The sequence below is a fragment of the Photobacterium frigidiphilum genome, from assembly GCF_003025615.1.
GTDB lineage: Bacteria > Pseudomonadota > Gammaproteobacteria > Enterobacterales > Vibrionaceae > Photobacterium > Photobacterium frigidiphilum.
Window position 1 is genome coordinate 37784 of record NZ_PYMJ01000002.1, and the last position, 24919, is coordinate 62702.

The 24919-nt window shown below is 43.5% G+C and carries 22 protein-coding genes; 12 read left to right on the top strand and 10 right to left on the bottom strand.

The genetic code is table 11. The annotated features are described in order from the left end of the window. Positions 1–51: 51 nt before the first annotated feature. The 8 genes from yhfZ (C9J12_RS02340) (at position 52) to C9J12_RS02375 (ending at position 8746) form a co-directional block, all read left to right on the top strand. Positions 52–948, top strand: a complete 897-nt coding sequence (yhfZ, locus tag C9J12_RS02340; protein WP_107241245.1) for a GntR family transcriptional regulator YhfZ — start codon at positions 52–54, stop codon at positions 946–948. Between the two features lie 19 nt (positions 949–967). Further along, a complete protein-coding gene (locus C9J12_RS02345; RefSeq protein WP_049788947.1) occupies positions 968–1324 on the top strand; it encodes a hypothetical protein in 357 nt (118 codons plus the stop codon). Between the two features lie 24 nt (positions 1325–1348). Beyond that, positions 1349–2224 carry a phosphotriesterase family protein gene (locus C9J12_RS02350; protein ID WP_107241246.1) on the top strand — a complete coding sequence of 292 codons (876 nt, stop codon included), beginning with the start codon at positions 1349–1351 and terminating at the stop codon, positions 2222–2224. A gap of 16 nt (positions 2225–2240) precedes the next feature. After that, on the top strand, positions 2241–2600 hold the full coding sequence (locus tag C9J12_RS02355; RefSeq protein ID WP_011219431.1) for a DUF2620 domain-containing protein: 360 nt from the start codon (positions 2241–2243) through the stop codon (positions 2598–2600). A 9-nt stretch (positions 2601–2609) separates the two neighbouring features. Further along, positions 2610–3911 (top strand): YhfT family protein, encoded by a 1302-nt coding sequence (locus C9J12_RS02360; protein ID WP_011219430.1) that lies wholly within the window; start codon positions 2610–2612, stop codon positions 3909–3911. 74 nt (positions 3912–3985) lie between these two features. Continuing rightward, complete coding sequence (locus C9J12_RS02365) at positions 3986–5167, top strand: YhfX family PLP-dependent enzyme (protein WP_107241247.1); 1182 nt, start codon at positions 3986–3988, stop codon at positions 5165–5167. Then, positions 5160–6386, top strand: a complete 1227-nt coding sequence (locus tag C9J12_RS02370) for a phosphopentomutase (protein ID WP_107241248.1) — start codon at positions 5160–5162, stop codon at positions 6384–6386. Before C9J12_RS02365 ends, C9J12_RS02370 begins: the two co-directional genes overlap by 8 nt. A gap of 164 nt (positions 6387–6550) precedes the next feature. Then, positions 6551–8746, top strand: a complete 2196-nt coding sequence (locus C9J12_RS02375; RefSeq protein WP_107241249.1) for a carbohydrate-binding protein — start codon at positions 6551–6553, stop codon at positions 8744–8746. A 307-nt stretch (positions 8747–9053) separates the two neighbouring features. Here C9J12_RS02375 and C9J12_RS02380 read toward each other — a convergent pair whose 3' ends face one another. From C9J12_RS02380 to C9J12_RS02400, 5 genes are all read right to left on the bottom strand, one after another. Next, the gene (locus tag C9J12_RS02380) at positions 9054–9614 is read right to left on the bottom strand and encodes a chloramphenicol phosphotransferase CPT family protein (RefSeq protein WP_170111702.1); all 561 of its coding nucleotides are present in this window, start codon (positions 9612–9614) and stop codon (positions 9054–9056) included. A gap of 205 nt (positions 9615–9819) precedes the next feature. After that, a complete protein-coding gene (locus C9J12_RS02385) occupies positions 9820–10710 on the bottom strand; it encodes a DUF7916 family protein (RefSeq protein WP_011219425.1) in 891 nt (296 codons plus the stop codon). A 10-nt stretch (positions 10711–10720) separates the two neighbouring features. After that, complete coding sequence (locus C9J12_RS02390) at positions 10721–11059, bottom strand: PTS lactose/cellobiose transporter subunit IIA (RefSeq protein WP_011219424.1); 339 nt, start codon at positions 11057–11059, stop codon at positions 10721–10723. Between the two features lie 2 nt (positions 11060–11061). Further along, positions 11062–12387: a PTS cellobiose transporter subunit IIC gene (locus C9J12_RS02395; RefSeq protein WP_011219423.1), complete on the bottom strand. Its 1326-nt coding sequence runs from the start codon at positions 12385–12387 to the stop codon at positions 11062–11064. A gap of 17 nt (positions 12388–12404) precedes the next feature. Further along, complete coding sequence (locus C9J12_RS02400) at positions 12405–12722, bottom strand: PTS sugar transporter subunit IIB (protein WP_011219422.1); 318 nt, start codon at positions 12720–12722, stop codon at positions 12405–12407. Positions 12723–13191: 469 nt separating this feature from the next. Between C9J12_RS02400 and yhfZ (C9J12_RS02405) the strand changes: the two genes are divergently transcribed. The 4 genes from yhfZ (C9J12_RS02405) to C9J12_RS02420 all read left to right on the top strand — a co-directional run bounded on the left by yhfZ (C9J12_RS02405) (position 13192) and on the right by C9J12_RS02420 (position 16790). Further along, positions 13192–14088, top strand: a complete 897-nt coding sequence (gene yhfZ, locus C9J12_RS02405) for a GntR family transcriptional regulator YhfZ (protein WP_107241251.1) — start codon at positions 13192–13194, stop codon at positions 14086–14088. A gap of 139 nt (positions 14089–14227) precedes the next feature. Further along, positions 14228–15103: a phosphotriesterase family protein gene (locus C9J12_RS02410; RefSeq protein WP_107241252.1), complete on the top strand. Its 876-nt coding sequence runs from the start codon at positions 14228–14230 to the stop codon at positions 15101–15103. 16 nt (positions 15104–15119) lie between these two features. After that, complete coding sequence (locus C9J12_RS02415) at positions 15120–15479, top strand: DUF2620 domain-containing protein (protein WP_011219419.1); 360 nt, start codon at positions 15120–15122, stop codon at positions 15477–15479. A gap of 9 nt (positions 15480–15488) precedes the next feature. Next, complete coding sequence (locus tag C9J12_RS02420) at positions 15489–16790, top strand: YhfT family protein (RefSeq protein WP_107241253.1); 1302 nt, start codon at positions 15489–15491, stop codon at positions 16788–16790. Positions 16791–17186: 396 nt separating this feature from the next. On the opposite strand, the gene C9J12_RS02425 is transcribed toward C9J12_RS02420, so the two are convergent. The 5 genes from C9J12_RS02425 to focA all read right to left on the bottom strand — a co-directional run bounded on the left by C9J12_RS02425 (position 17187) and on the right by focA (position 24726). Then, positions 17187–18470, bottom strand: coding sequence for a sigma-54-dependent transcriptional regulator (locus tag C9J12_RS02425; protein ID WP_107241254.1), 1284 nt, complete (start codon positions 18468–18470; stop codon positions 17187–17189). Beyond that, positions 18457–20817 (bottom strand): ATP-binding protein, encoded by a 2361-nt coding sequence (locus C9J12_RS02430; RefSeq protein ID WP_107241255.1) that lies wholly within the window; start codon positions 20815–20817, stop codon positions 18457–18459. Before C9J12_RS02430 ends, C9J12_RS02425 begins: the two co-directional genes overlap by 14 nt. A 2-nt stretch (positions 20818–20819) precedes the next feature. Beyond that, complete coding sequence (locus C9J12_RS02435; RefSeq protein WP_107241256.1) at positions 20820–22070, bottom strand: ABC transporter substrate-binding protein; 1251 nt, start codon at positions 22068–22070, stop codon at positions 20820–20822. A 275-nt stretch (positions 22071–22345) separates the two neighbouring features. Further along, entirely contained in the window at positions 22346–22846 is a 501-nt protein-coding gene (locus C9J12_RS02440) for a YfbU family protein (protein ID WP_107241257.1), read from the bottom strand. Between the two features lie 401 nt (positions 22847–23247). Continuing rightward, entirely contained in the window at positions 23248–24726 is a 1479-nt protein-coding gene (gene focA, locus C9J12_RS02445; protein ID WP_107241258.1) for a formate transporter FocA, read from the bottom strand. Between the last annotated feature and the right edge of the window lie 193 nt (positions 24727–24919).

Below are 24919 nucleotides of genomic sequence, written 5' to 3' on the forward strand. Positions count from 1 at the left end.
GGTTTGTCATAAGCGTATTATTTAAATATTCAAGAAAGTGAAGATTTAAATATGTCCAAGCAATACATAAAAAAAGAAGGTGCCGCAGTCATCAATATTGCTCGATATTTGATGTCACAAAAAGAAGGTGCCCGTTTACGTACCATTGATTCGCTGGCTGAAGAGTTCGAGCTGTCGGTTGGCTTAGTTCAGAAAGCCCTGAAAAAGATTGAAGCGGATGGGGTGATAGCCCTTTCACGGCAAGGCCGCAATGGCACTTATATTTCTCGCTTAGACAGTGAAAAAATTGTCCGTCTGGCGGGGCTAGGTCACGTCGTGTGTGCCATGCCGCTGCCTTACATCAAACATTCAGAAGGATTGGCTAGCGGATTAAAAGCCCAGATGAGCAGCTTACCGTTGTATTTTGCCCACATGCGAGGTGCCGGCGTTAGAGCTAAATTATTAAGCTCCGGTGTACATGATATTGCCATTATGTCAAAGCTTGCAGCACAGAGTTACAGCGACGGTTTGACGGTTGCTGTGAATTTGGGAAAGAACTCCTATTCGCACGATCACAGGGTGATTTACCGTAAGGGCGAATATGGTGGCATCCGCCGTGTTGGCGTCGACTCGGATTCTCCTGACCAGCAGATCCTGACCAAACAGGCTTTTCCGGATCAAGACATTGACATTGTCGAAATCAATTACGGTGATAGTTTGGTCCATTTGGCTAGCAGAAATATAGATGCAGTGATTTGGCTGACGGAAGCAATAGATATGGATAACGTCGGTCTGGCAGAAAAATCGCTTAATCATATTCCCCAGTGTGAAATGGCCTCTGAGGCAGTACTACTGGTTCGAAATGAAGCACCGCATATTAAGGCACTCTTGAGAAATTTAATCAACAAGGATGCCCTGAATTCTCATCAGAAAAAAGTCGTGACAGGCGAAATAACGCCGAGCTATTAGTAAAAAATCAGGAGGAATAATGCAGCAAAGGTTAGCCTTACTTAAGGATGCGGGGGTGATATCCCAAGTCGCTCATGACGGAACGGTAAAAGCCGTTGATCTGCTGGTATCCGAATGGCAGTTGGACACGTCAACAGAGCAATTACAGATGGCCATGACGCATCTTGCACGCGCAACGGATCGTATTCTTTCCGATCAACCTATCACGCAAGGTCTGGACGAAGATATTCTTGCTGAGATCATCAGCGACGATGACTTCCCAGTGATTCAGGCGACGAACAGGCAAATCCTCGGCGGCTTTGGTATCGAACAGGCTCCGGATGCGGAAAATACATTCTTTCTCAGTAACCTTTTCTCGCTTTATTGCGCGAAATAAATAGTGACGGGAAAATAGACCAATATGATTGACGATAGCGGTTACACCTATGTTCACGAACACCTGCATATTGATTTATCGCCACAAAAAGGCGATGTCGACTGCAGGCTGGATCAGTACGATCTGATCAAAGAAGAGCTGTTGCAACTCAAGTTACGCGGTGTATTCAACATCGTAGAAGTGACTAATCGTTTTATGGGGAGAAATCATCATTTTATTGAAGATTTAATGACTGATACCGGAATGAATATCTTGCTCTCTACGGGTTACTACATCGATGGTTTTTTTCCACCCGAGCTGCACGCTCTGTCGGCACAGGAGATCTGCCGCGAGATGGTGGGTGAAATCGAAAATGGCATTGACGGAAGTGATTTGAAAGCCAGCTTAATCGGTGAAATCGGCAGCAGTGAGAACACGTTTACCGACATAGAGAAAAAAGTATTTGAAGCTGCCGCTTATGCCCACCTAGAAACAGGCCGTCCAATCTCTACTCACCAGTCGATGAGCTCCATGGGCCGCCAGCAGGTAATGTGGCTGAAGCAGCATGGCGTCAACATGAATAATGTGACGATCGGCCACTGCGATCTGAAAGACAACGTAGATGACATTATCTGGCTTATTGATCAGGGCTGCTATGTGCAGTTCGACACGATCGGCAAAAACGGCTATTACCCAGATACCAAACGTGTAGACATGCTGGAAGTGCTATCTGAACGCGGTTATTTAGAGCGGGTCATGCTTTCCATGGACATCACTCGGCGGTCTCACCTGAAAGCAAATGGCGGTCTTGGTTTTTGCTACCTGATGGATGTATTCATCCCCATGCTACGAGAGCGTGGAATTAGCCAGCAAGAGATAGACACCATGCTAAAACACAATCCCAGCCAGCTATTTGGCTAAATAAAGAGGTTAGCGTATGAAACAAATTGGTATTGCAGGTTTGCAGCGTGAACAGATAAAAGAGCAAATTGACGCCACCGCGCCAGGTGCTTTTAACTGCCACATTCTGAACGACATGGAGGCGGCCATGCAAGTGAAATCCGGCCAGCTGGATTATTATATCGGTTGCTGTAATACGGGGGCAGGCGCGGCGTTATCCATGGCAATCGCGATCATTGGTTATCCGCAGAGCTGCACCATAGCCAAGCCATCTATTCAAGCGAAACCAGACGAAGTCGAGCGTTTTGTCGATGAGGGAAAGGTGGCTTTCGGACTTTCCATTGAACATGTTGAACACGCCATTCCCATGCTCATTTCTATCCTCTCTAAGAAGTAAGGACATAACATGGATGTTGTACATTTAGGGTTAGTTGCATCGCTCTGCGCCATGACGGCAATAGTTGCTAATATGAGCGCGGCAGTATTCCATGATGGTATCCGTCCCATCCTTCCTCAGCTCGTTGAAGGTAATATGACAAGGCGAGATGCGGGCTCTGTTGCATTTGGCTTATCTATCGGCTTCGTTGCCTCGGTAGGGATTTCATTTACCCTTTCAACGGGTTTGCTCAATCCTTGGCTACTCTTTTTACCCACAGATATTCTTGGCGTGATGATCGGCAGCCGCGTATTGGCCGGGCTGGCTGGTGGCTTGTGGGGGATATTGGTGGTCACATCACTTTCGGCAGTCAATACCGTATTAACCGGGTTGCCGATCGATGCTTTAGGTGCACTGGCCGAACTGGGTACCCCGGTAATGTCGGCATTCGCTTTGTTCCCGCTGCTTGCTATTTTCTATCAATTTGGTTGGCGATCTGGGGCTGTGGCAGCCATTGTTGTTATTATTTCCCGTCTGTTGGTCATGAAATACACTGCGATCTATCCTGAATCTATCCAGATCTTCATTGGTATGGTCATGTTAGTCGGTATCGCAATCCGAAAAGATCTGAATGACAGGAAAAACGGGATATCACCACCCGATATGTCAGGTATGCACAGCCTGTTTGACGAACGCACCAAGCGCATCGTCAAAAACCTGCCTTTCCTTGCAGTTACCGGTGCCCTGATTGCTGCAGTGACGAATGCCGGTATTTTTGCTGGCTCGGAAGTGTCCATCTACTCACTGGCCGAGGCATACAAACTGACCGATCCGGTTGCTCAAGATGCCGCGATGAAGCAGGTAGCATTGTCTGAGTTTATGCGCGGTCTTGGATTTATCCCGCTGATAGCGACCACGGCTCTCACGACTGGAGTTTACGGTGTCGTCGGTATGACCTTTGTGTTCGTTGCTGGCTACCTTGCTCCAAGTGTTCCCGTTGCAGCAGCATTGGGTGCTGTCATTATTTGTGCTGAAGTTTTCTTGCTACGGGGGATAGGTGGTTTCCTAGAGCAATTCCCCTCTATCCGTAATTCTTCAGATAACATTCGCAACTCAATGAATACTCTAATGGAATTTGCATTGTTGATTGGTGGTGTGCTGGCAGTGATGAAAATGGGTTCAACAACCGGGTTCACCATCTTCGCCATTCTCTACTACCTCAATGAAGTTATGGGTCGACCAATACTCAAAATAGCAGCGCCTGCTGTTGCAGCGATCTTGACTGGTTTTGTCCTTAATATGCTGTATTTAATGGGACTTTTCGCAATTTAACCTCAAATAAGAGTTCGCTCATCTCCCCCTAAGCAACAACGAGCGAACTCTTACCTCTTAAGAAGGTTTTCTTTATGTTTCTAACTGCCCTAAAAAAGCAGAACCCGGCACTTATAGATACTGCCGCCGATTACTTAAGGAAAGGCAGGTTATTACCTGATACCTATGTCATTGACGTTGATCAGTTCAAAGCCAATGCCAATCGCATCAAAGCCAAAGCGGATGAGCTGGGTATCAAGCTTTATGCCATGACCAAGCAGATCGGGCGCAATCCGGAACTTGCCCGGATATTGGTAGAGGAGTGTCAGTACCAAGGTATCGTCTGCGTCGACTTTAAGGAGGCTCGTCAACTAGCTGGAGCTGGAATAAAAATAGCCCATATCGGACATCTGGTTCAGCCGCCAAGCGGTATGGTTACTTCTATAGTCGAAAATATTCAACCTGAAGTGATCACCGTCTACTCGTTGGATAAGGCCCGGGAAATATCTGCTGCGGCAGTCAATGCGAACAGAACACAAGGGATTTTGCTTAAATTTTACCGAGTGGATGATCACATGTACGTGAATCAGGAATCAGGCTTCCCTTTCGAGCTATTGGAACAGGTTCTTGCAGCGATAACCGCCTTACCAAATATCAAGCTAGTGGGGTTAACGCATTTCCCTTGCTTTTTATACAACACTAAAACCAACATGACAGAGCCCACGGTGAATCTGATCACCTTGAGATTAGCCGCGGATAAGGCTAAATCGTTGGGATATGCCATTGAACAATTAAACGGCCCATCGTCGACAAGCTGTGAAACACTTCCTATGCTGGCGGAATACGGGGGCACGCACGGTGAACCCGGACATGCGCTGACAGGTACCACACCCGCGAATCAGGATGGCAGTCAGCCTGAAAAGATTGCGATGCTCTATCTTAGTGAGGTTTCACATCATTATGGAGAGCACAGTTACTGCTACGGTGGCGGCTATTACCGTAGGGGTAACCTTGTTTCGGCATTGGTTTGGCAAGACGAAAACGGCCAAGCGGAGCAGGAGATGATCGTTCCCGTTAGCAACGATGACGATTCAAATATTGATTATCACTTAAAACTTGAGGGGAACTTCGCTATTGGCTCGTCAGTGGTTATGGCATTCCGCACTCAAATATTCGTCACCCGTAGCGATGTTGCGCTTATTTCCGGTATTTCGCAGGGTGCTCCGCAGTTAGTGGGCGTTTATGACTCTTTAGGCAATGAGGTGTTTCATGGCTAGATTTATCGTGGTGGTATTAGATGGTTTCGGTGTCGGTGAAATGCCAGATGTACCAGTGGTGCGTCCTCAGGATACTGGTGCTAGTACCGCAGAAAAATTACTCAATCATTTCCCGCTAAAAGAGCTTCCAACGCTTGAAAAGCTTGGGCTAATTAATGTCGTGGGCGAAACCAAATCGGTAATGGAAGCAAATCCTGATGCGAACTGGGGCCAGGCATGGCTTGCACATGAAGGTGGAGACACTTTCATGGGCCACCAAGAGATCATGGGTACACTTCCCAAACCGCCAGTTGTCCTGCCATTTCAGCAGTCGATTGATGCCATAGAACAAGCATTACTGAAAAATAACTATCAGGTTAGTCGGTTGGGAAAACCCGGATTGCAAGTTCTTATCGTGAATGATTGCGTCGTGGTGGGTGACAATCTTGAAGCTGACTTGGGTCAGGTATACAACTTGACGGCAAATTTTTCTCAAATTAGTTTCGATCAAGTTAAGCAGATTGGCCAAGTGGTGCGCTCGGCCAATGGGGTCGGCCGCAATATCGCCTTCGGCGGTTTTGTCGACTCTATGCGGCAGATCCTTAATGCCATCGAAACCAAGGCTGATCTAAATGGCGAAGTTAAATACATAGGTGTCAACGCGCCAGATTCCGGTACTTATGACAACGGATTTCAGGTGGTTCATTTGGGCTATGGCGTAGATGCTGCCACACAGGTTCCGCAAAAACTGAACGAAGTGGGTATCCATACTTACCTGTACGGCAAAGTCGCCGATATTGTCCAGAATGAAACTGGCACCTCTTACCTTTCAGTCGTCGACACTGAGAGGGTATTTGAGCTAATGCATCAGGATTTGCAGCAGCAAACGACAGGCTTTTTCTGCGCCAATATTCAGGAAACTGATTTATCCGGACATCTACAGGATCCGCGTCAGTACTGGAAAATACTTGAGAAATCAGACAAGGGGTTAGAACAGGTTATCTCGCTGATGGAAAACGATGATGTGTTGGTGGTAATGGCTGATCACGGCAATGACCCATTCATCGGCCATACCCGGCACACACGGGAACAGGTGCCCTTGTTGGTGTATCACAAGCACACTCAGGGCGTTGAGGTGGGGACAAGAACCACACTTGCCGATGTGGGCGCCAGTGTCACGGCATTTTTTGGTGCGGGGTTGCCCGTAAGCGGAAGCTCGTTCCTTTCTCTTATTAAATAGAATTATGCAACAGCAAAAGGTCAGAGAACGTATATCAGCCTCAAATGTGCGACCGGCTGCAACGTCTTTGTAAAGATAAAACACCGTGCCCAATAATTGTTATTGGGGCTAAAACTTGGGCCTACGCCCTAATTAAGTGCAACAACAATGACAAGGATAGAACGTTGAAAACACATATTAAAGCAGTATCAGCAGCCGTTATTTTAGGATTGTCTTCACCCACGTTTGCCGCTGAAGGCGGGATGCAAGCTTTTCTTGATTCGCTACGCGATTTTGAATCAGGTATTAACCCTGCTAAGGCTGATGAGTACTTGGCGAATTTAGACAACCCAATCTACACCTACGCCAAAGTGACCAAGCCTGGCCGCCTAGTGCGAGATTGCGCTACCGGATCGATGATCTCAGAGCCAACAACCATCAACGGCTATTTCAAAAAGCTGGGCCTAGACACCATTTATAACCCAGCGACGCCCTACGACAGTGCCATGTTCCGTTCTATGCAATTTAGCTCAATGAACGCATGGGGGTTTGTCGGATATCAACTCGGTGAAGCGGTGCTGATCGATGCGGGTTACTATAGCCCGAAAGAAGTAACCATCGAAGGTAAAAACTATGACAGTTTCTACATGTTCGTTCCGGATTCCACCTGGATCGGCTGTAAAACTGAAGCCCTCGCTGAAATCGAAGGATCTGGCGGCAATCAAGTCTACGTCACGGATACAAACAAGTGGGAGGGAACCTTTGTCGGTAAAAATGGCGTGAACTCGTTTAATGACTTGCTCATACCGGAAAACCAAGAGCTGGTAATACGTGATGCGATGCACTTTAACTACAAAGTAATGACTAAGCTGCTAGCCGATGGCAACATGACATGGGAACAGGCGCTGGCAAAAAGCTGGCCAGGTAAAGACGAAAACGGCCAGCCAATCCAAATCCAATCGACAATCTCTGGGCTCATGGCTGCCGCTCACCTACGTGGAGCATGGGGAACTGCAGCGCTGCTACTTAAAGATACAATAACATGTGATGAAACAAACACTTGTATCACAAAGTACGTACACAAGTTCGGTGCTTACGACACCTTGTTCGATGTTCCAGGAAACAGCATAACGCACGGCTCTACTTATAACGAAGTAATGACCGCTGGATGGGGCAATGATACTGTGATCACTGGTGGCGGCAAAGACCAAATACTACTCAATGAAGAAAAAAGCTCTGTCACAACGGTTACTGACTTCACCGTAGGTGATGATCTGATTGTACTTCGAGGTTGGCAGACACCAGATCCGCTGGCATCACTGACAATTTCAGACATGGCCGGTGATACTGAGCTGCAATTTGCCGGACAGAGTGTTGTGCTGAAAGGCGTCTCTGCCGCTGCAGTTACTGCAAATCCAGCAGCCGTTATCGCCAAGTCTGATACCTATGTTCTTGCATGGAATACAGGTAAACAAGTAGTACAGGGCTTTGATCCGGCAGTTGACAAAATCGAAGGCAGTGCAGGTATTGGATTCAAACATCTCAAGGCCTACGAGACAGCAACATCTATCATCATTGGTCCACAAGCAGATGATGGCGGGATATATGCTTCTTACGAGTTAGTTGGCCTGACTCTTGCCGACATTAACGCTGAGATGTTTACTAACGTCACTGGTGGATACGATCGTCTTGGCTACATTGTTCCACTCAACCACATTAACTGGGGTTGGAACATGGAATTGGTAGTGAACACTTTTGACACTGCTAAGACAATCTTGACAGTACCAAGCAATCAACCAGTACCATTTTCTGCAGTCAAATTGACACAAGAAGGGGCAGACACGGTACTCACGTTGATCGAACCGTATGCAAAAGGCGACAAGAAAAGAATCGTACTGAAAAGTACTGATGTTAAAACCTTGAGTGCATCAAATTTCGCAGGATTTAGCGGCAACTTCTCTGAAGTTACCACTGATATTTCTGTGATGTTTGAAATCACTGCCACGGTCAATGGCGTTGGCGGTGTTATTTCCCCGACACCTGATGCGAATGGTCTGCTACAAGCTAAAGGCGGAACAGATTTTACCGTCAATTTCATTGCCGACAGTGGATTCAAAGTGAAATCTGTCGTGGTAGATGGTGTTACACAGCCTGTCGCTAACAGTTATACCTTTACGGCGGTCAGTGCTGCATCTGTACTGGTGGTCAGCTTTGAAGCTGGGGCATCGACTACATGTCCTGTACCATGGGAAGCTGGAGCGGTCTATACTGGTGGCGATCAAGTGACTTATCAGGGTAATGTTTATCAGGCTAAATGGTGGACGAGTGGTAACCTGCCTGATGCGGGTGGTCCATGGGCGCTTGTTAAGGCTTGCAGCTAAATAGATAATTAACAAAATGGCAGCTAATATGCCGCCACTTAGACACAAACCTCTGCTGAAAGGCAGAGGTTTTTTTTCACTAAAATACCTCTTATCCCACCGAGGAAAAATGCAGGATATTGGGAAGATGGTCATCCGAGAAACGATGCGGTATCAGCGTTGAAAACTAATAACCATTGCTCAATAGAAAGTCGACTATCTGAAAAGTCCACGAAGCGACCTGAATCTTACCAGAACATGCTGAGAAATATGATAAATAACGAAATGTCCGCATGTTTTTTAGTTCCACTAAAACGCCTTATTAGCCCTATTTTTCAAGAACACTGAAAAATGCACTTTGTCCCCTTTGCTCCCATGCAGATAAAACCATCTCAGCACTATGCTCTGTAGGTTGCGAGCTAGTATCAATCTCATAATCGTACGCTGAATAGGTATGAACATGTTTTAAGTGATACTCAGATTCACCTAAATATCGATTACCAATACTTCCATCTCCTCGATTAATTTCACGTTCTCGTAGTACCTCAATTGGACAATGAATACCAACAAAGAAAACATCGTGGTTTGAAAGTAGCTCTTGCAAGTAATGAAACCACTCTTTAGATTCGATAATATGATCGAGAATTATATTATTTCCTGCGTCTGCCACTGCCTTAATACACCCATGAAAAGCATCGAAGAAAAGTGGACGATTTTTACTCCAATCAAAGTCACCGCCATCATTTACTCTTTTGGGTAACATTCCCGCTTCAACAAACTGATCGGACGCAAAATGCCAAAAAGGTGTTTCCGATTGTTTTTGTATTACCTGTGATAGTGTTGATTTACCTGAACTCGTTGTTCCGTGTAGAAAAATAATATTTGCCATAGTCTTCCACTTATTGAAAAGATTCAGTTTCCCCATAAAGGGCTAATATTTACTTGATTACCCCTAACACTCAAATACGCTAACGGTTGCTCGGCAAGTCTTTAATCAAATAAAAAACACGCAAAAAAATAAGGAGGTCGGTTTAACCGACCTCCTTAATAGTTATAGTTATTTCTGATTACCAGTGATAGTTATTTACTTAGCGTTATCGACGGTTAGCCATGCGTTTAAATTGATGGCGACGACCGCGAATTGTCATGCCCATACGGATGATATTTTCTGGTGGTGCAATACCACCATATCCACCATCACCAATATGAACGATGTCAGCTCCCGCTCCTTTTGATGCCATCGCGACTTGCTCTATATAGCTCTCTGATGCACCTTCTTGAGATGTACCAATTGCTAATAGCCCAAGCATTCCGGCGTTGTGAACAGCATCCATCATCTGATGGGCTATATCGGGTGAAACACTAGGTGTTGTATAAGGGGCAGGGAACATCATGATGTCAGCACCAGCTTCTGCAAAATCGCTAACGATGTCTAAGTCATAGTCGTTACCAACGCCGCCACCGTGCATCTTGCCCGCGATGATAACGATGTTCTGCGATACTTCACGGCATAAGCGAATAGCATCAAGAATGGCTTCCTGTGATACATTCATTCCAGGGTTGCCCGTTAACATAATATAGTTCATGCCTAACTCAACAGCATGCGTTACAGTTTCACGAGTCACTGAACGACCGACCTCAATATCAGTAAACCCAGCTGGTACTGGCTCAAGGTTACATCCGATTAGGCGGCCTGTTAGATCGCGTAATTCTTCAATAGTGAAATGGTCCTTAACGCCATGGTTATCGGCTCCGGTCACTTCTGCACGAGGGTTAAAGATATCTAGACAGTTAAGGGTGATCATATCAGCACCGAATGCTGCTGCAATCTCAGCACCAGAGACGAGATCTAGTGGTGGTGCCATAGATACAACGTTCTCAACCATCATGGTGCGACCTTCAGATTGCTTGATACACTCAACAATCTCGGCACGTGTCATGTTATTAACATCATGACTCGTTAAATCAAAAATACGCTTCTTCATTTCAGTTGTCCTATGCGTTGTTTAGCTGACGGTGAATAGCAATGATCTCATTTGCCATATCGCGGCATAACATAGCTGTCATAATGTGATCCTGAATGTGAGTAAGAATAAGAGTCATTGTGACCTTACCTTCACCTTCATCGAAACCAATTAAGCCTGTTTGCGTTTTGTGTACTTCGGTAAGTGCTTCTTCGGCAGCGACTAACATTGCTTCAGAACGCTCAAACTCACCATTACGAGCCTCACTCATCGCTTGCATAACAGCTGAACGTGCTTCACCTGCTTTGCAAAGTAGTGTCATTAAAAATTCTTCAGTAATATCTTCTTGAGTATTAATTTCGAAAGTCATGATTAAGCCTTTACTGGTTCAGAGTTCGGTGCATCTTCAATATTTGCTTGCTCTTCGATAAGTAATTGCTTTTCATGTACCTTGAAGAACGGATAGAAAACAACCATGCTCACAAGTACGCAGACTCCAACCAAAATGGCCGCTGTACCTGAATTTGTCGCGATAACCGCACCGATAGGCGCAGGCATAGTCCATGGTGGAAGTGCAATAATTTTAGATACAAACTCTGTCTTAAAGGCCACCCACACAATACATGTGTTAATCATTGGTGAAAGCATCCAAGGGATGAAGTAGTTTGGGTTCATTACGATAGGTGTACCAAAAATAACTGGCTCGTTGATATTGAAGCTGCCAGGAATGATAGACATTTTTCCTATTACATTCAGGTGGGTAGCCTTCGAGCGCATCATCAGAACAACGAGGCCCCAAGTACCACCGGCACCACCAACAAAGACAAAGAAGTCAAGAAGCGGGTTAACGAAAATCTTCGGTATCTCAAGACCAGCGGCGAGTGCGTCTTGGTTCATACCAAGATTGACCAGTAGGATTGGACCTAAGATACCAGTAACAACAACGGCTGAACCGTGAATACCAGCGAACCAAAGTAGCTGAATCATAACAACGGCAAGTAGACATGCCAAGAACGAGTCTGATGCCGATACTAATGGCATGAATAATTCCATAACAGCAGATGGAATCGTTAGATCGCTGCCAGCAAGAATAGCATTAAGACCCGGAACCAATACTGCGAGAATAGCGATTGGAATTAGCAGGTCAAATGATGCTGCGATTTTCTCAGGCACAGCTTCAGGGAGTTTTAGGCTGATATTTTTATCACGTAAGAAACGCTGTAGTTCCGGAACAAACAAACCAGCCATGATTGCGGTAAATGCACCTGTACCACCTAGATAAGCTGCTGGTATCATACCACCAATACCTTCAACGGATTGAATAGGAGCTGCTGCTAAAAGGAAGGTGAATAATGATAGTAAGCCAGTGTTTACTGGACGTAGCTTATATGCTTCAGCCAAACTAAAACCAATACCAAATGCAGCATAAACAGAAAAAATACCCATACTGATCTGGAACGGTGTAAGTATATTATCTCGACCAATCATCTCCACAAGGGAATGCCAGCCATTAAGGAAAAAGTTATCTCCCGGTGGTGGAAAAGCTAATACCAAAAGTAAAGAACCCACAATCAAAAACGGCATTGTTGCCACGAAACCATCTTTTATTGCATTGATATGACGCTGAGTTGAAACTTTCGCGGCAACAGGAGCCACGACTTTTTCAACGAAGGTCATAATTCCATTAAGAACAGACATGAATTAACTCCATTTAATTACTTGTTATTTATCGATTGATAAAGATTAATTGCTTGATCAAGAACTACGTCACCTTTCATCATGCCGTAGGTCATCATGTCGATAAGGCCACAAGCTTTACCGCTATCTTCAGCACGTTTCTTGAAATCTTCAAATTGGAACTTAACTTGAGGTGCTACCAGACAAACATCATTATCAGCAAGTGATGTTTCAAATTCAGAAACTGAATAAGCATTAATTGAGCAATCAATATTTTGCTTATCAGCAGCTTCACGCATTTTTTTTACAAGCATGCTGGTTGACATCCCAGCTGCACAGCATAGAAAAATTTTCATACTATCTTCCCTTAAACTTATTTCACTCTAAAAATTTATGGTTCGATAATAATCGCCCCTTAAATAAAAATAATGGTTCAAACTCACATCTTTTAAATATTCATTTTTTTGATGATAAAAGAAACACTAATTTGCGACGCAATTAGAACTATCAATGTTTCTGTTGCAAACTGAGATGGAAAATTATGAACTCAGTAACCGCGAAGTGAAGGAGATATTTTCAGAATACGGTGGCCTTGAATTGGTGGAGGTATTAATTTCTATTCTTAATTTGAATATCGGTCTCATAAAATGAAAAAGCCGTCACTTCTTCATAGAAAATTGATAAATAAGGTGATATCACTGCTTTTTATCCACCGACATTATAATGTCAATCTTATTGATAGGCGTCTCATTTGTGTTTGGCGCTAATTTACTTAACCATAGATAGGCGTACTATTGGAACTTTCATAAAACTGAAGGTTTGGCTATGCCAACAAAATATATAAAAAAAGAAGGTGCCGCTGTCATTAATATTGCCCGATATTTAATGTCACAAAAAGAAGGTGCCCGTTTACGTACCATTGATTCGTTGGCTGAAGAGTTCGAGCTGTCGGTTGGCTTAGTTCAGAAAGCCCTGAAAAAGATTGAAGCAGATGGCGTGATTGCCCTTTCACGGCAAGGCCGCAATGGCACTTATATTTCTCGCTTAGACAGCGAAGAAATTGTCCGTCTGGCGGGGCTAGGTCACGTCGTGTGTGCCATGCCGCTGCCTTACACCAAACATTACGAAGGATTGGCTAGCGGATTAAAAGCCCAGATGAGCAGCTTACCGTTGTATTTTGCCCACATGCGAGGTGCCAGCGTTAGAGCTAAATTATTAAGCTCCGGTGTGCATGATATTGCTATTATGTCAAAGCTTGCAGCACAGAGTTACAGCGATGGTTTGACGGTTGCCGTGAATCTGGGAAAGAACTCCTATTCGAACGATCACAGGGTAATTTACCGTAAGGGCGAATATAGTGCCATCCGTCGTGTTGGCGTCGACTCGGATTCTCCTGACCAGCAGATCCTGACTAAGCAGGCTTTTCCGGATCAAGACATTGACATTGTCGAAATCAATTACGGTGACAGTTTGGTCCATTTGGCTAGCAGAAATATAGATGCGGTGATTTGGCTGACGGAAGCGATAGATATGGGTAATGTCGGTCTGGCAGAAAAATCGCTTAACCATATTCCCCAGTGTGAAATGGCCTCTGAGGCAGTATTACTGGTTCGAAATGAAGCACCGCATATTAAGGTACTCTTGAGAAATTTAATCAACAAGGACGCCTTGATCTCTCATCAGAAAAAAGTAGTGACAGGCGAAATAACGCCGAGCTATTAATAGAGAATTCGAAGGAGCAATTCAACAAAGAAAGGTTAGCCTTACTTAAGGATGCGGGGGTGATATCCCAGATCGCTTTCTCAGTAACCTTTTCTCGCTTTATTGCGCGAAATAAATAGTGACGAGAGAATAGACCAATATGATTGACGATAGCGGTTACACCTATGTTCACGAACACCTGCATATTGATTTATCGCCACAAAAAGGCGATGTCGACTGCAGGCTGGATCAGTACAATCTGATCAAAGAAGAGCTGTTGCAACTTAAGTTACGCGGTGTATTCAACATCGTAGAAGTGACTAATTGCTTTATGGGGAGAAATCATCATTTTATTGAGGATTTAATGAGCGATACCGGAATGAATGTCTTGCTCTCTACGGGTTACTACATCGATGGTTTTTTCCCACCCGAGCTGCACGCTCTGTCGGCACAGGAGATCAGTCGCGAGATGGTGAGTGAAATCGAAAATGGCATTGACGGAAGTGATTTGAAAGCCAGCTTAATCGGTGAAATTGGCAGCAGTGAGAACACGTTTACCGACATAGAGAAAAAAGTATTTGAAGCTGCCGCTTATGCCCACCTAGAAACAGGCCGTCCAATCTCTACTCACCAGTCGATGAGCTCCATGGGCCGCCAGCAGGTAATGTGGCTGAAGCAGTATGGCGTCAACATGAATAATGTGACGATCGGCCACTGCGATCTGAAAGACAACCTAGATGACATTATCTGGCTTATTGATCAGGGCTGTTATGTGCAGTTCGACACGATCGGCAAAAATGGCTATTACCCCGATACCAAACGTGTAGACATGTTGGAAGTGCTATCTGAACGCGGTTATTTAGAGCGGGTCATGCTTTCCATGGACATCACTCGACGGTCTCACCTGAAAGCAAATGGCGGTCTTGGTTTTTGCTACCTGATGGATGTCTTCATCCCCATGTTACGAGAGCGTGGAATTAGCCAGCAAGAGATAGACACCATGCTAAAACACAATCCCAGCCAGCTATTTGGCTAAATAAAGAGGTTAGCGTATGAAACAAATTGGTATTGCAGGTTTGCAGCGTGAACAGATAAAAGAGCAAATTGACGCCACTGCGCCAGGTGCTTTTAACTGCCACATTCTGAACGACATGGAGGCGGCCATGCAAGTGAAATCCGGCCAGCTGGATTATTATATCGGTTGCTGTAATACGGGGGCTGGCGCGGCGCTATCCATGGCAATCGCGATCATTGGTTATCCGCAGAGCTGCACCATCGCCAAGCCATCTATTCAAGCGAAACCAGACGAAGTCGAGCGTTTTGTCGATGAGGGAAAGGTGGCTTTCGGACTTTCCATTGAACATGTTGAACATGCCATTCCCATGCTCATTTCTATTCTATCTAAGAGGTAAGGACATAACATGGATGTTATGCACATAGGTTTAGTCGCACTGCTCTGCGCCATGACCGCAGTTATCGCCAACATGAGCGCCGCAGTATTTCACGATGGGATCCGCCCCATGCTTCCTCAGGTTGTGGAAGGTAACATGACAAGGCGAGATGCGGGCTCTACCGCATTTGGCCTGTCTATTGGTTTTGTTGTCTCTGTGGGGGTTTCATTTACCCTTTCAACGGGTTTGCTCAATCCTTGGCTGCTGTTTTTACCCACAGATGTTCTGGGCGTGATGATCGGTAGCCGCGTATTAGCTGGGCTGGCTGGTGGCTTGTGGGGAATATTGGTGCTCACATCACTTTCGGCCGTCAATACCCTATCTACCGGATTGCCGATTGATGCTTTAGGAGCACTGGCCGAACTGGGTACCCCGGTGATGTCGGCATTCGCTTTGTTCCCGCTGCTTGCTATTTTCTATCAATTTGGTTGGCGAGCTGGGGCTGTAGCTGCCATTGTTGTTATTATTTTCCGTCTATTAGTCATCAAATACATTGCGATCTATCCTGAACCCATCCAGATTTTGATTGGTATGGTTATGTTAATCGGAGCCGCAATCCGCAAAGATCTGATTGACAGGAAAAACGGGATATCACCACCCGATATGTCAGGTATGTACAGCCTGTTTGACGAACGCACCAAGCGCATCGTCAAAAATCTGCCTTTCCTTGCAATTACTGGTGCCCTGATTGCCGCGGTGACGAATGCAGGTATTCTTGCTGGCTCGGAAGTGTCCATCTACACACTGGGCGAAGTGTACAAGCAGATCGATCCGGTTGCTCAAGATGCCGCGATGAATCGGGTGGCATTGTCTGAGTTTATGCGCGGTCTCGCATTTCTCCCGCTTATAGCGACCACGGCTCTTACGACAGGGATTTACGGCGTCGTCGGAATGTCCTTTGTATTCGTTGCTGGCTACCTTGCTCCAAGCATTCCCGTCGCAGCAATATTGGGTGCAATTATTATCTGTGCTGAAGTCTTCCTGTTACGGAGAATCAGTGGCTTCCTAGAGCAATTCCCCTCTATCCGTAATTCTTCAGATAATATTCGCAACTCAATGAATACTCTAATGGAATTTGCATTGTTGATTGGTGGTGTGCTGGCAGTGATGGAAATGGGTTCAACAACCGGATTCACTATCTTCGCCATTCTCTACTACCTCAATGAAGTTATGGGTCGACCAATACTCAAAATAGCAGCGCCTGTTGTTGCAGCTATATTGACCGGTGTCATCCTGAACGTACTGTATGTACTGGGACTTTTCGTAATTTAACCTCAAATAAGAGTTCGCTCATCTCCCCCCTAAACAACAACGGGCGAACTCTTACCTGATACCGATGTTATTGACGTTGTTACTTTTCTTACTGACAACCTCTCAATGAGAGGTTGGGCATACAGGGGTAACTTATCACGCCAGACGTAGTCTGGCGTGAGGTGATTTCATTGGTGGGAGGTTTCACGATTGTTAAGGGAATGATGCAGTCGTTGGCTAGGCGATAACAAATTAAGTTATTTGCAATAATAGAATAAATTTTTGTTCATTCATGAGAGTAAACCATTGCAGTTCTTCACACTTAAATTAAGTATGATCGTTCTACAACAGTTTGCTCAGTCATGGCCTTTTTTAATGTTGTTCTGTGCTTTGAACACGTATTTATCTTTCGAGGCACTAAAATTCGGTGGTGGGTCTCACCTTGAATTCCGCTTTATCTAAACCGTGTTTTTTCATTCTTAAATACAGTTTTTTTCGTGGTATCTGTAAGTAAGATGACACTTCATTGATACGGCCAGTGAAAAGGTATAGCGCATCTTCAATGACTTGTTTTTCATAGCTATCAACTAATTCATCAAGTGGGCTACTCATTTGCTCTAGCGGCTTAGAACGCTCTTGCCCTGTCAATTTTACTATCCCAATAGCGTATAGCTCTGCAACACTTTTTAGTTCATGTATGTTGCCTGACCATTGGTGTCGATTGAGTGTATTGATGTACGCTTTATCGACAGCGGGCACAGCTTTGTTTAATTTCTTACAGCTACACCTCAGGTAATGTTTAAAAATCGGGGTGATATCGCTGGTGCGTTGTCGAAGTGTGGGTACTGCAAAGCGTATTTGGCTTAAAAAGTAAAAAAGTTCGGGTAACATTTCTTCACTTTCAACGATTTTTTCAGCATCGCCATCAATGATCGCTAACACTCGTACTTCTTTTTTGCCTTGCCGATCTTGCTCAAGTAAAAAGCGGCATAGCCATTGCTGCACTTCCATGGGCATTTTATGTGGATTGGTTAAACATAAGCTGCCACTTCGTACTGAAATCATCGTGCGCTGAAGATCGGGTGTACACGTAATTTCGTTACCATCAATTTCAACGTAAGGACCGACGCTTAGCTGGCAACTGTGATGCAGAAGTTTTGATACGGTACGTCGACCTGTGCCGCTTTCACCATCAATTAATACATCCTTGTTCGTCAAGGCAATGTTTGCGATTTGCTCTCGCAGTTTTACGGTCAGTGGACTATCACCGATTAAGACTTCAGACACGGTGTTATTCAAGCTTTGGCGCTGATCGATCACTTGCTTGCGTTTAGGCAGCAGTACTTCAAGCAATGTTAGTAACTCAGTCGGTTGCAATGGCTTTTGGAGAAAATCGACTGCGCCTTTCTTTACTGCATCAACAGCCATGGGAATGTCACCATGACCCGTAATAAGTATGACTGGCAACTCATTATCAAAGTCTTTAATTTTAGCCAGTAATTCCATACCATCTAAACCTGGCATGTACATGTCAGATACAATCACCCCTGACCAATTTTTAGTGATCATAGCTAATACTTGAGTCGGATCTGTGGTTGCTTGTGCTTTGTAACCAGAGATTTCAAGTAAATCTTGATACGCTTCTACAACATCTTTGTCATCGTCAACGATGAGTACTTGTACATCATTATTTATGATCATGATTATTTAACTCCAATACGACCATAGCCCCTCCTTCAATAGTTGAAGCTAGGAAAATATCCCCTCCTAAACGGTTCATAATTGAACGGCAGATACTCAGGCCTAGGCCAAGCCCAACATCCTTTGTTGTTGTGAAGGGAATAAATAGTTTTTTTATAATTTCAGCGTCAAAACCATTACCCGTATCACTGACTGCAATACGTAATAATTGATTGTTATTTAATAAGCTAAATACAGAAATTTCGCGCTGTTCTTGCCCTGCGACCGCATCACAACTATTAACCAATAAATTGACGAGTACTTGCTCAAATTGCACTTGATCAGCATTCGCGAATAGATCCTGATTAATGGTATTGGTGATGATGGTTTTTTGTGTTTTCGCCCGACTTTCAACAATTAACATTGCTTGGTTAATTGATTCTCGAATATTGACTGATACCAAAGGATTATTCGCAGATTGCTTACGCGAGAAACTGCGTAGACTCGCAATAATACGTCCCATTCGAGCGGTTAGGTTGTCTATTTTATTTAAACTGGCGGGCAATCGGGCATAATTTTCTTTTTCGACGGCCATTTTTGCGGTGAAGACATATGTTGAAATCGCGGATAATGGTTGATTTAATTCATGCGCAAGTGATGTCATTGTTTGCCCGACAACGGCCATTTTTGTTGCTTGAATAAGATCATCTTGAGCGGAAAGTAAATCATTTTCAACCCGCTTCCTATCTTCAACTTCCAGCTTTAATTGGTGGTTACGATTGGTCAATGATAGCGTTTTCTCACGAACCATATTCTCTAACCAACGAGCAGCATTTTCTTGCTCTGTAATATCCGTCATAGTGATAATAACTTTATCACTATTACCTTGGGTAAATAGACGGAAATCGAGCCGTAAATATACACAGTCATCTTTGGTGTTGTGTTTGAGAGTAAGGTTACACGCCCCTTTGACCAAAAGCGGGCTACTATCGACAAATAAAGATTTTAAGCGTTGTTGCATATTTTTATCAAACAAATTCCAGATTGTATTTGTCTTAGAAGATGTATCGTAATTAAATAGTTTCAATGCACTGGTATTGACCGATTCGACTACACCATTTAAATCACAGGTGATGATACTCGCCTGAGTATTGTTAATCAGATTCAAGGCGTTACTTTGCTGCATCTCTTGCATTTGCTGACAGAAATACTGCAAATTATTACCCAACATTCCAATTTCGTCATTTCCTGTCACGTTAATTTCAGTATTAAGATTACCATTGGCCACGTCGTAAAGTGCTTTGCTGAGAAGGTTAAGGCGTTTAACAATACCGCGATTCACTAAGTAGATTGAGATCACGATAGATAAGAAGATAGCTAAGGAGACGACCCCAAAGAGTATAAAATTACTGACAGTAATGGAGTGGCGAGTTTCATCATTGAGTTGTTTCAATGAGGTTGTTGCTTGTTCTGCCATTGTTTGAATTAATTCTTCTTGATCACGTAACCGATTCTGAATACGTTCAGCATATTCATTGATGGTATTGAAGAGCAATACATCTTCTCGTAATTGTTTTTCCAGTACGCCCATAGGTTGGACTAAAACAATTAATTCGTTGAGTAGTTGTCGGTAAGACACCGTCGAAGGGTAATGGCTGAGTGTTTGACTCATATTACTGACTTCTTTGATTTTATAACCAATAAAGTAGAAGGCATTACTAATGTCGCGTTCATGTCGCTGCAATAAAATTTCTTGTACTAATTGGTCCAGCTCATTTTCTTTAACGGTGATTGATTGAATTAATGAAAATTCGGTCATGATTTCAGTGATCGAATGAGTATTGATCACATTTGGCAATAGGCGTGTTAGTTGCCACTCGACCTCTTGACGGAGTGGGGTAAGCTCATCTATCAAGTCTTGGTGTAGCCATTTAATGCTATTCACCGTGGTCGTTAACGACAGTAAATGTTTATTGCGTTGATCTAATAGGACAGTATAAGCCGTAATATCGTTGGCTAAAATGGCATGTTCTGCCTTTATTGCAGGGTAGTCACCTAAGCTGGTGGTTTCGGTTATTGCGGCAGTGATTAATTCCAGTTTAATGAAAATGTTTTGCTTAAGGTTACGATGCAAAATGGGATCGGTATTATGACTTATTAAGTTGAGGGCTGCCTGCAAACTCGCGGTATTGCGTTCAAGTTGGTAACTCGCACGTAATGTCGGCATGTTTCTATTCACGATAGTTTCAATTTTATCGTCTAATGTTTCCCAATTAATAACGGCAATGAGCCCCACACTAATGGTAAGAAACCCCATAAAGGCAATAGCGGATGTGAGCCGGTAGCCAATCGTTTTCTTGCTAAACACAATTAATGACCTTCGTGTTCAAGAATGATTTTTTGCGAGATTGCAATTGATCGCTCAAGCTGACTACACATAGTTCGTCGCCAAGCATCAAGTTGTCTTGTGGTGACTATATCATTTCGAGATAGTGATAAGTGCTTATATACATCGCTGTTTGATTGTGCCTCTGTCACTGGTGGTGTAGAGGCTAAGCTTATCGCAAGGTTATATTGATGCTGTTGTTTATCGGTAAAATGAGATGAGCATTTATTAGCTTCATTAATTAGCTGCCATGCTTGATTGAGTAAAATCAGTTGATGGGCAATAGCTTGTTCAAATAAGTGTTTAATCACGACATCGCGATGCTGCATTAATTTGAAATCGAATGATTGTGATATAAAAGTCTGCGTGATTTCACTGTTAAGAGGGTATTTATACAATGAACTTTCAGGCAAGTTTTTTTGCATGTCGTCTGATAATAAAAAATCAATAAAATGGCTCGTATGGTTCGCTTGATGTTGATTTTTTACTGCCGCAATGTAGCTGGGCATGAGAGGGCTATTGATTTGATAAGTAAAACCAATAAATGGAAAACGCTGTTTATTTTCAAAAGCAAAGCTATCTATAACGGGGCCAATACCGACTAAACCTCGTGAAATAGCATCACTAACGCCAAAACTGCGTGCTGAAATAGAGGCCAGATTCCCCCCCATTTGCAGTAGCATTTTCCAGCCATCTTTCCACCCGTATTGTTGCAGTACATTTTCAACCATGAGGTGCGTAGTACTTGAACGGGCTGGGCTACTCATTATTAAATGACGGAAATATTGTGGCTCGATTAGGCTCTTAAAGTCTTTCGGTTGATCGAGATTATGTTTAGTTAAGTAATCGTTATTCCACATTAGACCGTAGGCTGAGTAGCCAAAAATCGCGATATCATCAGAGTGTTTTTTTAAATAGGTTGGTTGTAACAGGGCTTGATTTATTGCCGTTGGTAACGGTTTTAATGTGCCTTTTTTGATCAGCGGAAGAAAAAGAGCAGGCGACGATGAAATAACAAGATCAATGTCATGATCATCTTTGCTTAGTAGTCGTACCCCTGAATCAGCTCGACGGTGCAATACTTTGATTGTCGAATCAGGATACAGTTGTTGGAATTTATTCGTAATAGGGGTTATTGATGCTTCAGTAAAGGTGGTTAATATAATTAAATGATTCGTCGTTGTGGCAAAACAAGTTGGCGACAGAATAAGCAGTAGTAATAGCAATCGAATCATAAGTTTAATAATAATTTCTTTTATTTATGTTCTTATATACAGGGTTATTTATTGTGATTATAGCCAAATAGTGGCTGTGTTCATTAATGTTTTAAGTCACTAGCGCTTTTAAATTTTCATATTTCACATGCGTGTCAAAAGTAACTCATCTTGCGTTTGCTGATGCGTATTATCACAAAAAACATTCACTACACAGAAATGACAAAACCGGAGGGAGTCCTCCGGTTTTAAATGTAAGTTACTACAAGTAAATCAATTGATTATAACGACATCAATTATGCACTTAAAATTTGTGTAATTTCACTGCTTGATAAGTGATATTGACGTGGACAGTTACGCCATGTTTGTAGCATACGTTGATACTTATCTTGCATCGGCACTTGGCTGTTGAACTGATGTTCAGACTTATCAAACTGAGGGTATAAGCCTTCTTCTTCTGTTAAGAAACGCACGTAGTGCACTTGTTGTGATTCTGTTGCTGCATCAAATCCAAGGAATTGAAGGCGACGAGGTTCTACTTGTGATTGACTCGCATCATCTAACATTTTGTACGACTCTTGTAATGCGTGGTGCATTTCCATGTAATCGATAATGTTACGACATGCTTCTTCAGGAAGGCAGCCAAAATCTTTATCTAACTCACGCATCTGTAAGCCGTATCCGCGCTCTACAATAGTTTGTAAACGACGATATTTAGCTTCATTTTCAGGCGTTAGCTGAGACATTAGGTAATACTGGTTTGAAAGAATTAAACGTTGAGCGTTTGTCATATCCATGGAGGTCGGCCTTAAAAATTCTCTTATAATCTGGCAATGAGATTAGCAGGTTATGTTTAAAAAAACTTGATCTGATGACAAGTTGCAGTCGTTTTTTTGTTAATAATAATTACCTGATGAAAGCTTATACAGTAGGGATGTGACGCTTATAAGCCTGAATGTTTAGACTTATTAAAAGTGTGGGTATAACTACTTTATTAGTGATTAAACTTAAGCGGCTATATTGTTGACAGTGATCATATTCTGATGCAATTTATGTACTGCCAAAAGCAGTATCAATTTTACTTATACATCCCCAAGTTACCTCAAGATGCTTTCTGAGAACACTCTGAATCCTGCATTTTGAGGTTGCTTGGGTATAAAATGTTACCTACCAGCAGAGCTAGCAGGTAACTGAGATATTATGCGATATCAGAAACTGCTTTAGGCTGTGTATTGGCTACGTCAGTAACCGATACAATGTTGCCGTATACAGGGCGAAGTGCGCTGACAATCTCTTTACGAGTAATAATACCAACCAGTTGCTCGTCTTTTACGACAGGGAAGCAGTGAGGGCGGTTAATAACCATTGCACGTGCTCGCTCATTTAAAGAAAGCGATGTAAAGCGTGTTGCGATACCGCCATCAGATACTGGGTAAAGAATGTTTTTATCAATGCTCATGTATTCTGCAATTTCAAGAATTGAATTATCTGGGCTTACCGTTTGAATTTCATGTTTCATCAGGTCTTGAACTTTAGATTCAGCATCTGGCATGTAGTCGTTACACCACAGATCAACAAGCGCATCATGGATTGAGAAGAAACCAACTAATCGTTGGTCTGTTGTCAGTACAGGTGCACCCGTTAGGTCTTCATTCATTAGAATATCAAGAGCTTGTGCAACAGGCATACCAGGTAAAAGAGTGATTGTTGCTGGGCGCATGTGGTCGTTAACAAATTGTTTTTCGTTTAACATAGTATGTTCCATATTCAGAGTGTGAGTGTTTGAGAAGTCTGGTGTGATAATTGTTGCTGATGCGTGATGTTCTTTTGGTGAACTAAATATTGCCCAATAGCTCAGCCCAACAAGAACGCCACCGCCGACAATGTTGCCCAACGTCACAGGGATTAAATTGGCAAAGATAAAGTTCTGGATGGTTAGGTCGTTATATTGTTCAGGTAGTACACCGAGGTTTAGCCAGAATGATTCAGGTGCAAAATTCTGGATAGTGATACCAAGTGGCACCATAAACATGTTAGCAACGCTGTGCTCAAAGCCTGTGCTGACAAACATGGCGACCGGCAATATCATAATCACCATTTTTGTCATCATGTTTTCAGTACAAAATGTCATCCAAATAGCAAGACAAACCAATAGGTTACAAAGAACACCTAATGAGAAAGCTTCAAGCGGTTGGTGGTGCAGTTTATGCTGAGCAATATTAAGTGCGTTTAATCCCCATTGCCCACCATCGAGTTGGTAAAGACTCGCCATTGAAACCAATAACAACAGCAGCATGGCACCGAGGAAGTTACCAAAATACACTTTTGCCCAAGTGCCCAGCATACGGCCGGATGAGATATGGTTATTTGCACGAGCAATGGAAGACAGTACCGTACTGGTAAATAACTCACCGCCGCAGATAACAACAAGAATAAGCCCGAGACTAAAAGCTAGACCGCCATAGAAACGGTTGAGCCCCCAGCTTACGCCGCCATTGCCTGTGGTGACGGTAATATAAAAAACAAAAGCAAGTCCGATGAAAACCCCTGCTGTAATTGCAAGGGCAATGGTTGTACGTGTTGGTTTAGACGCTTTACCAACGGCGTACTTTTCAGCCTGCTTCATCATTTCTTTTGGTGTGAAGTTATTATTCGTCGATGCTGTTGCTGAACTCATCTTAATAACCTCTTATCGATAGACCGACGTTTAGGTCGAATCTGGTAAGTACATAGTGTTGCATCATTTTCTCCTCTCCTTGATTGTGGTAACTGGTAATCAGAATAAGGTGAGAAGGAGTGCCAAGTAAAATTGATAGTTTTCTTAACCCTCATCATAAAAATTGATATTGTAAGGTGGCAAAATGTCATCG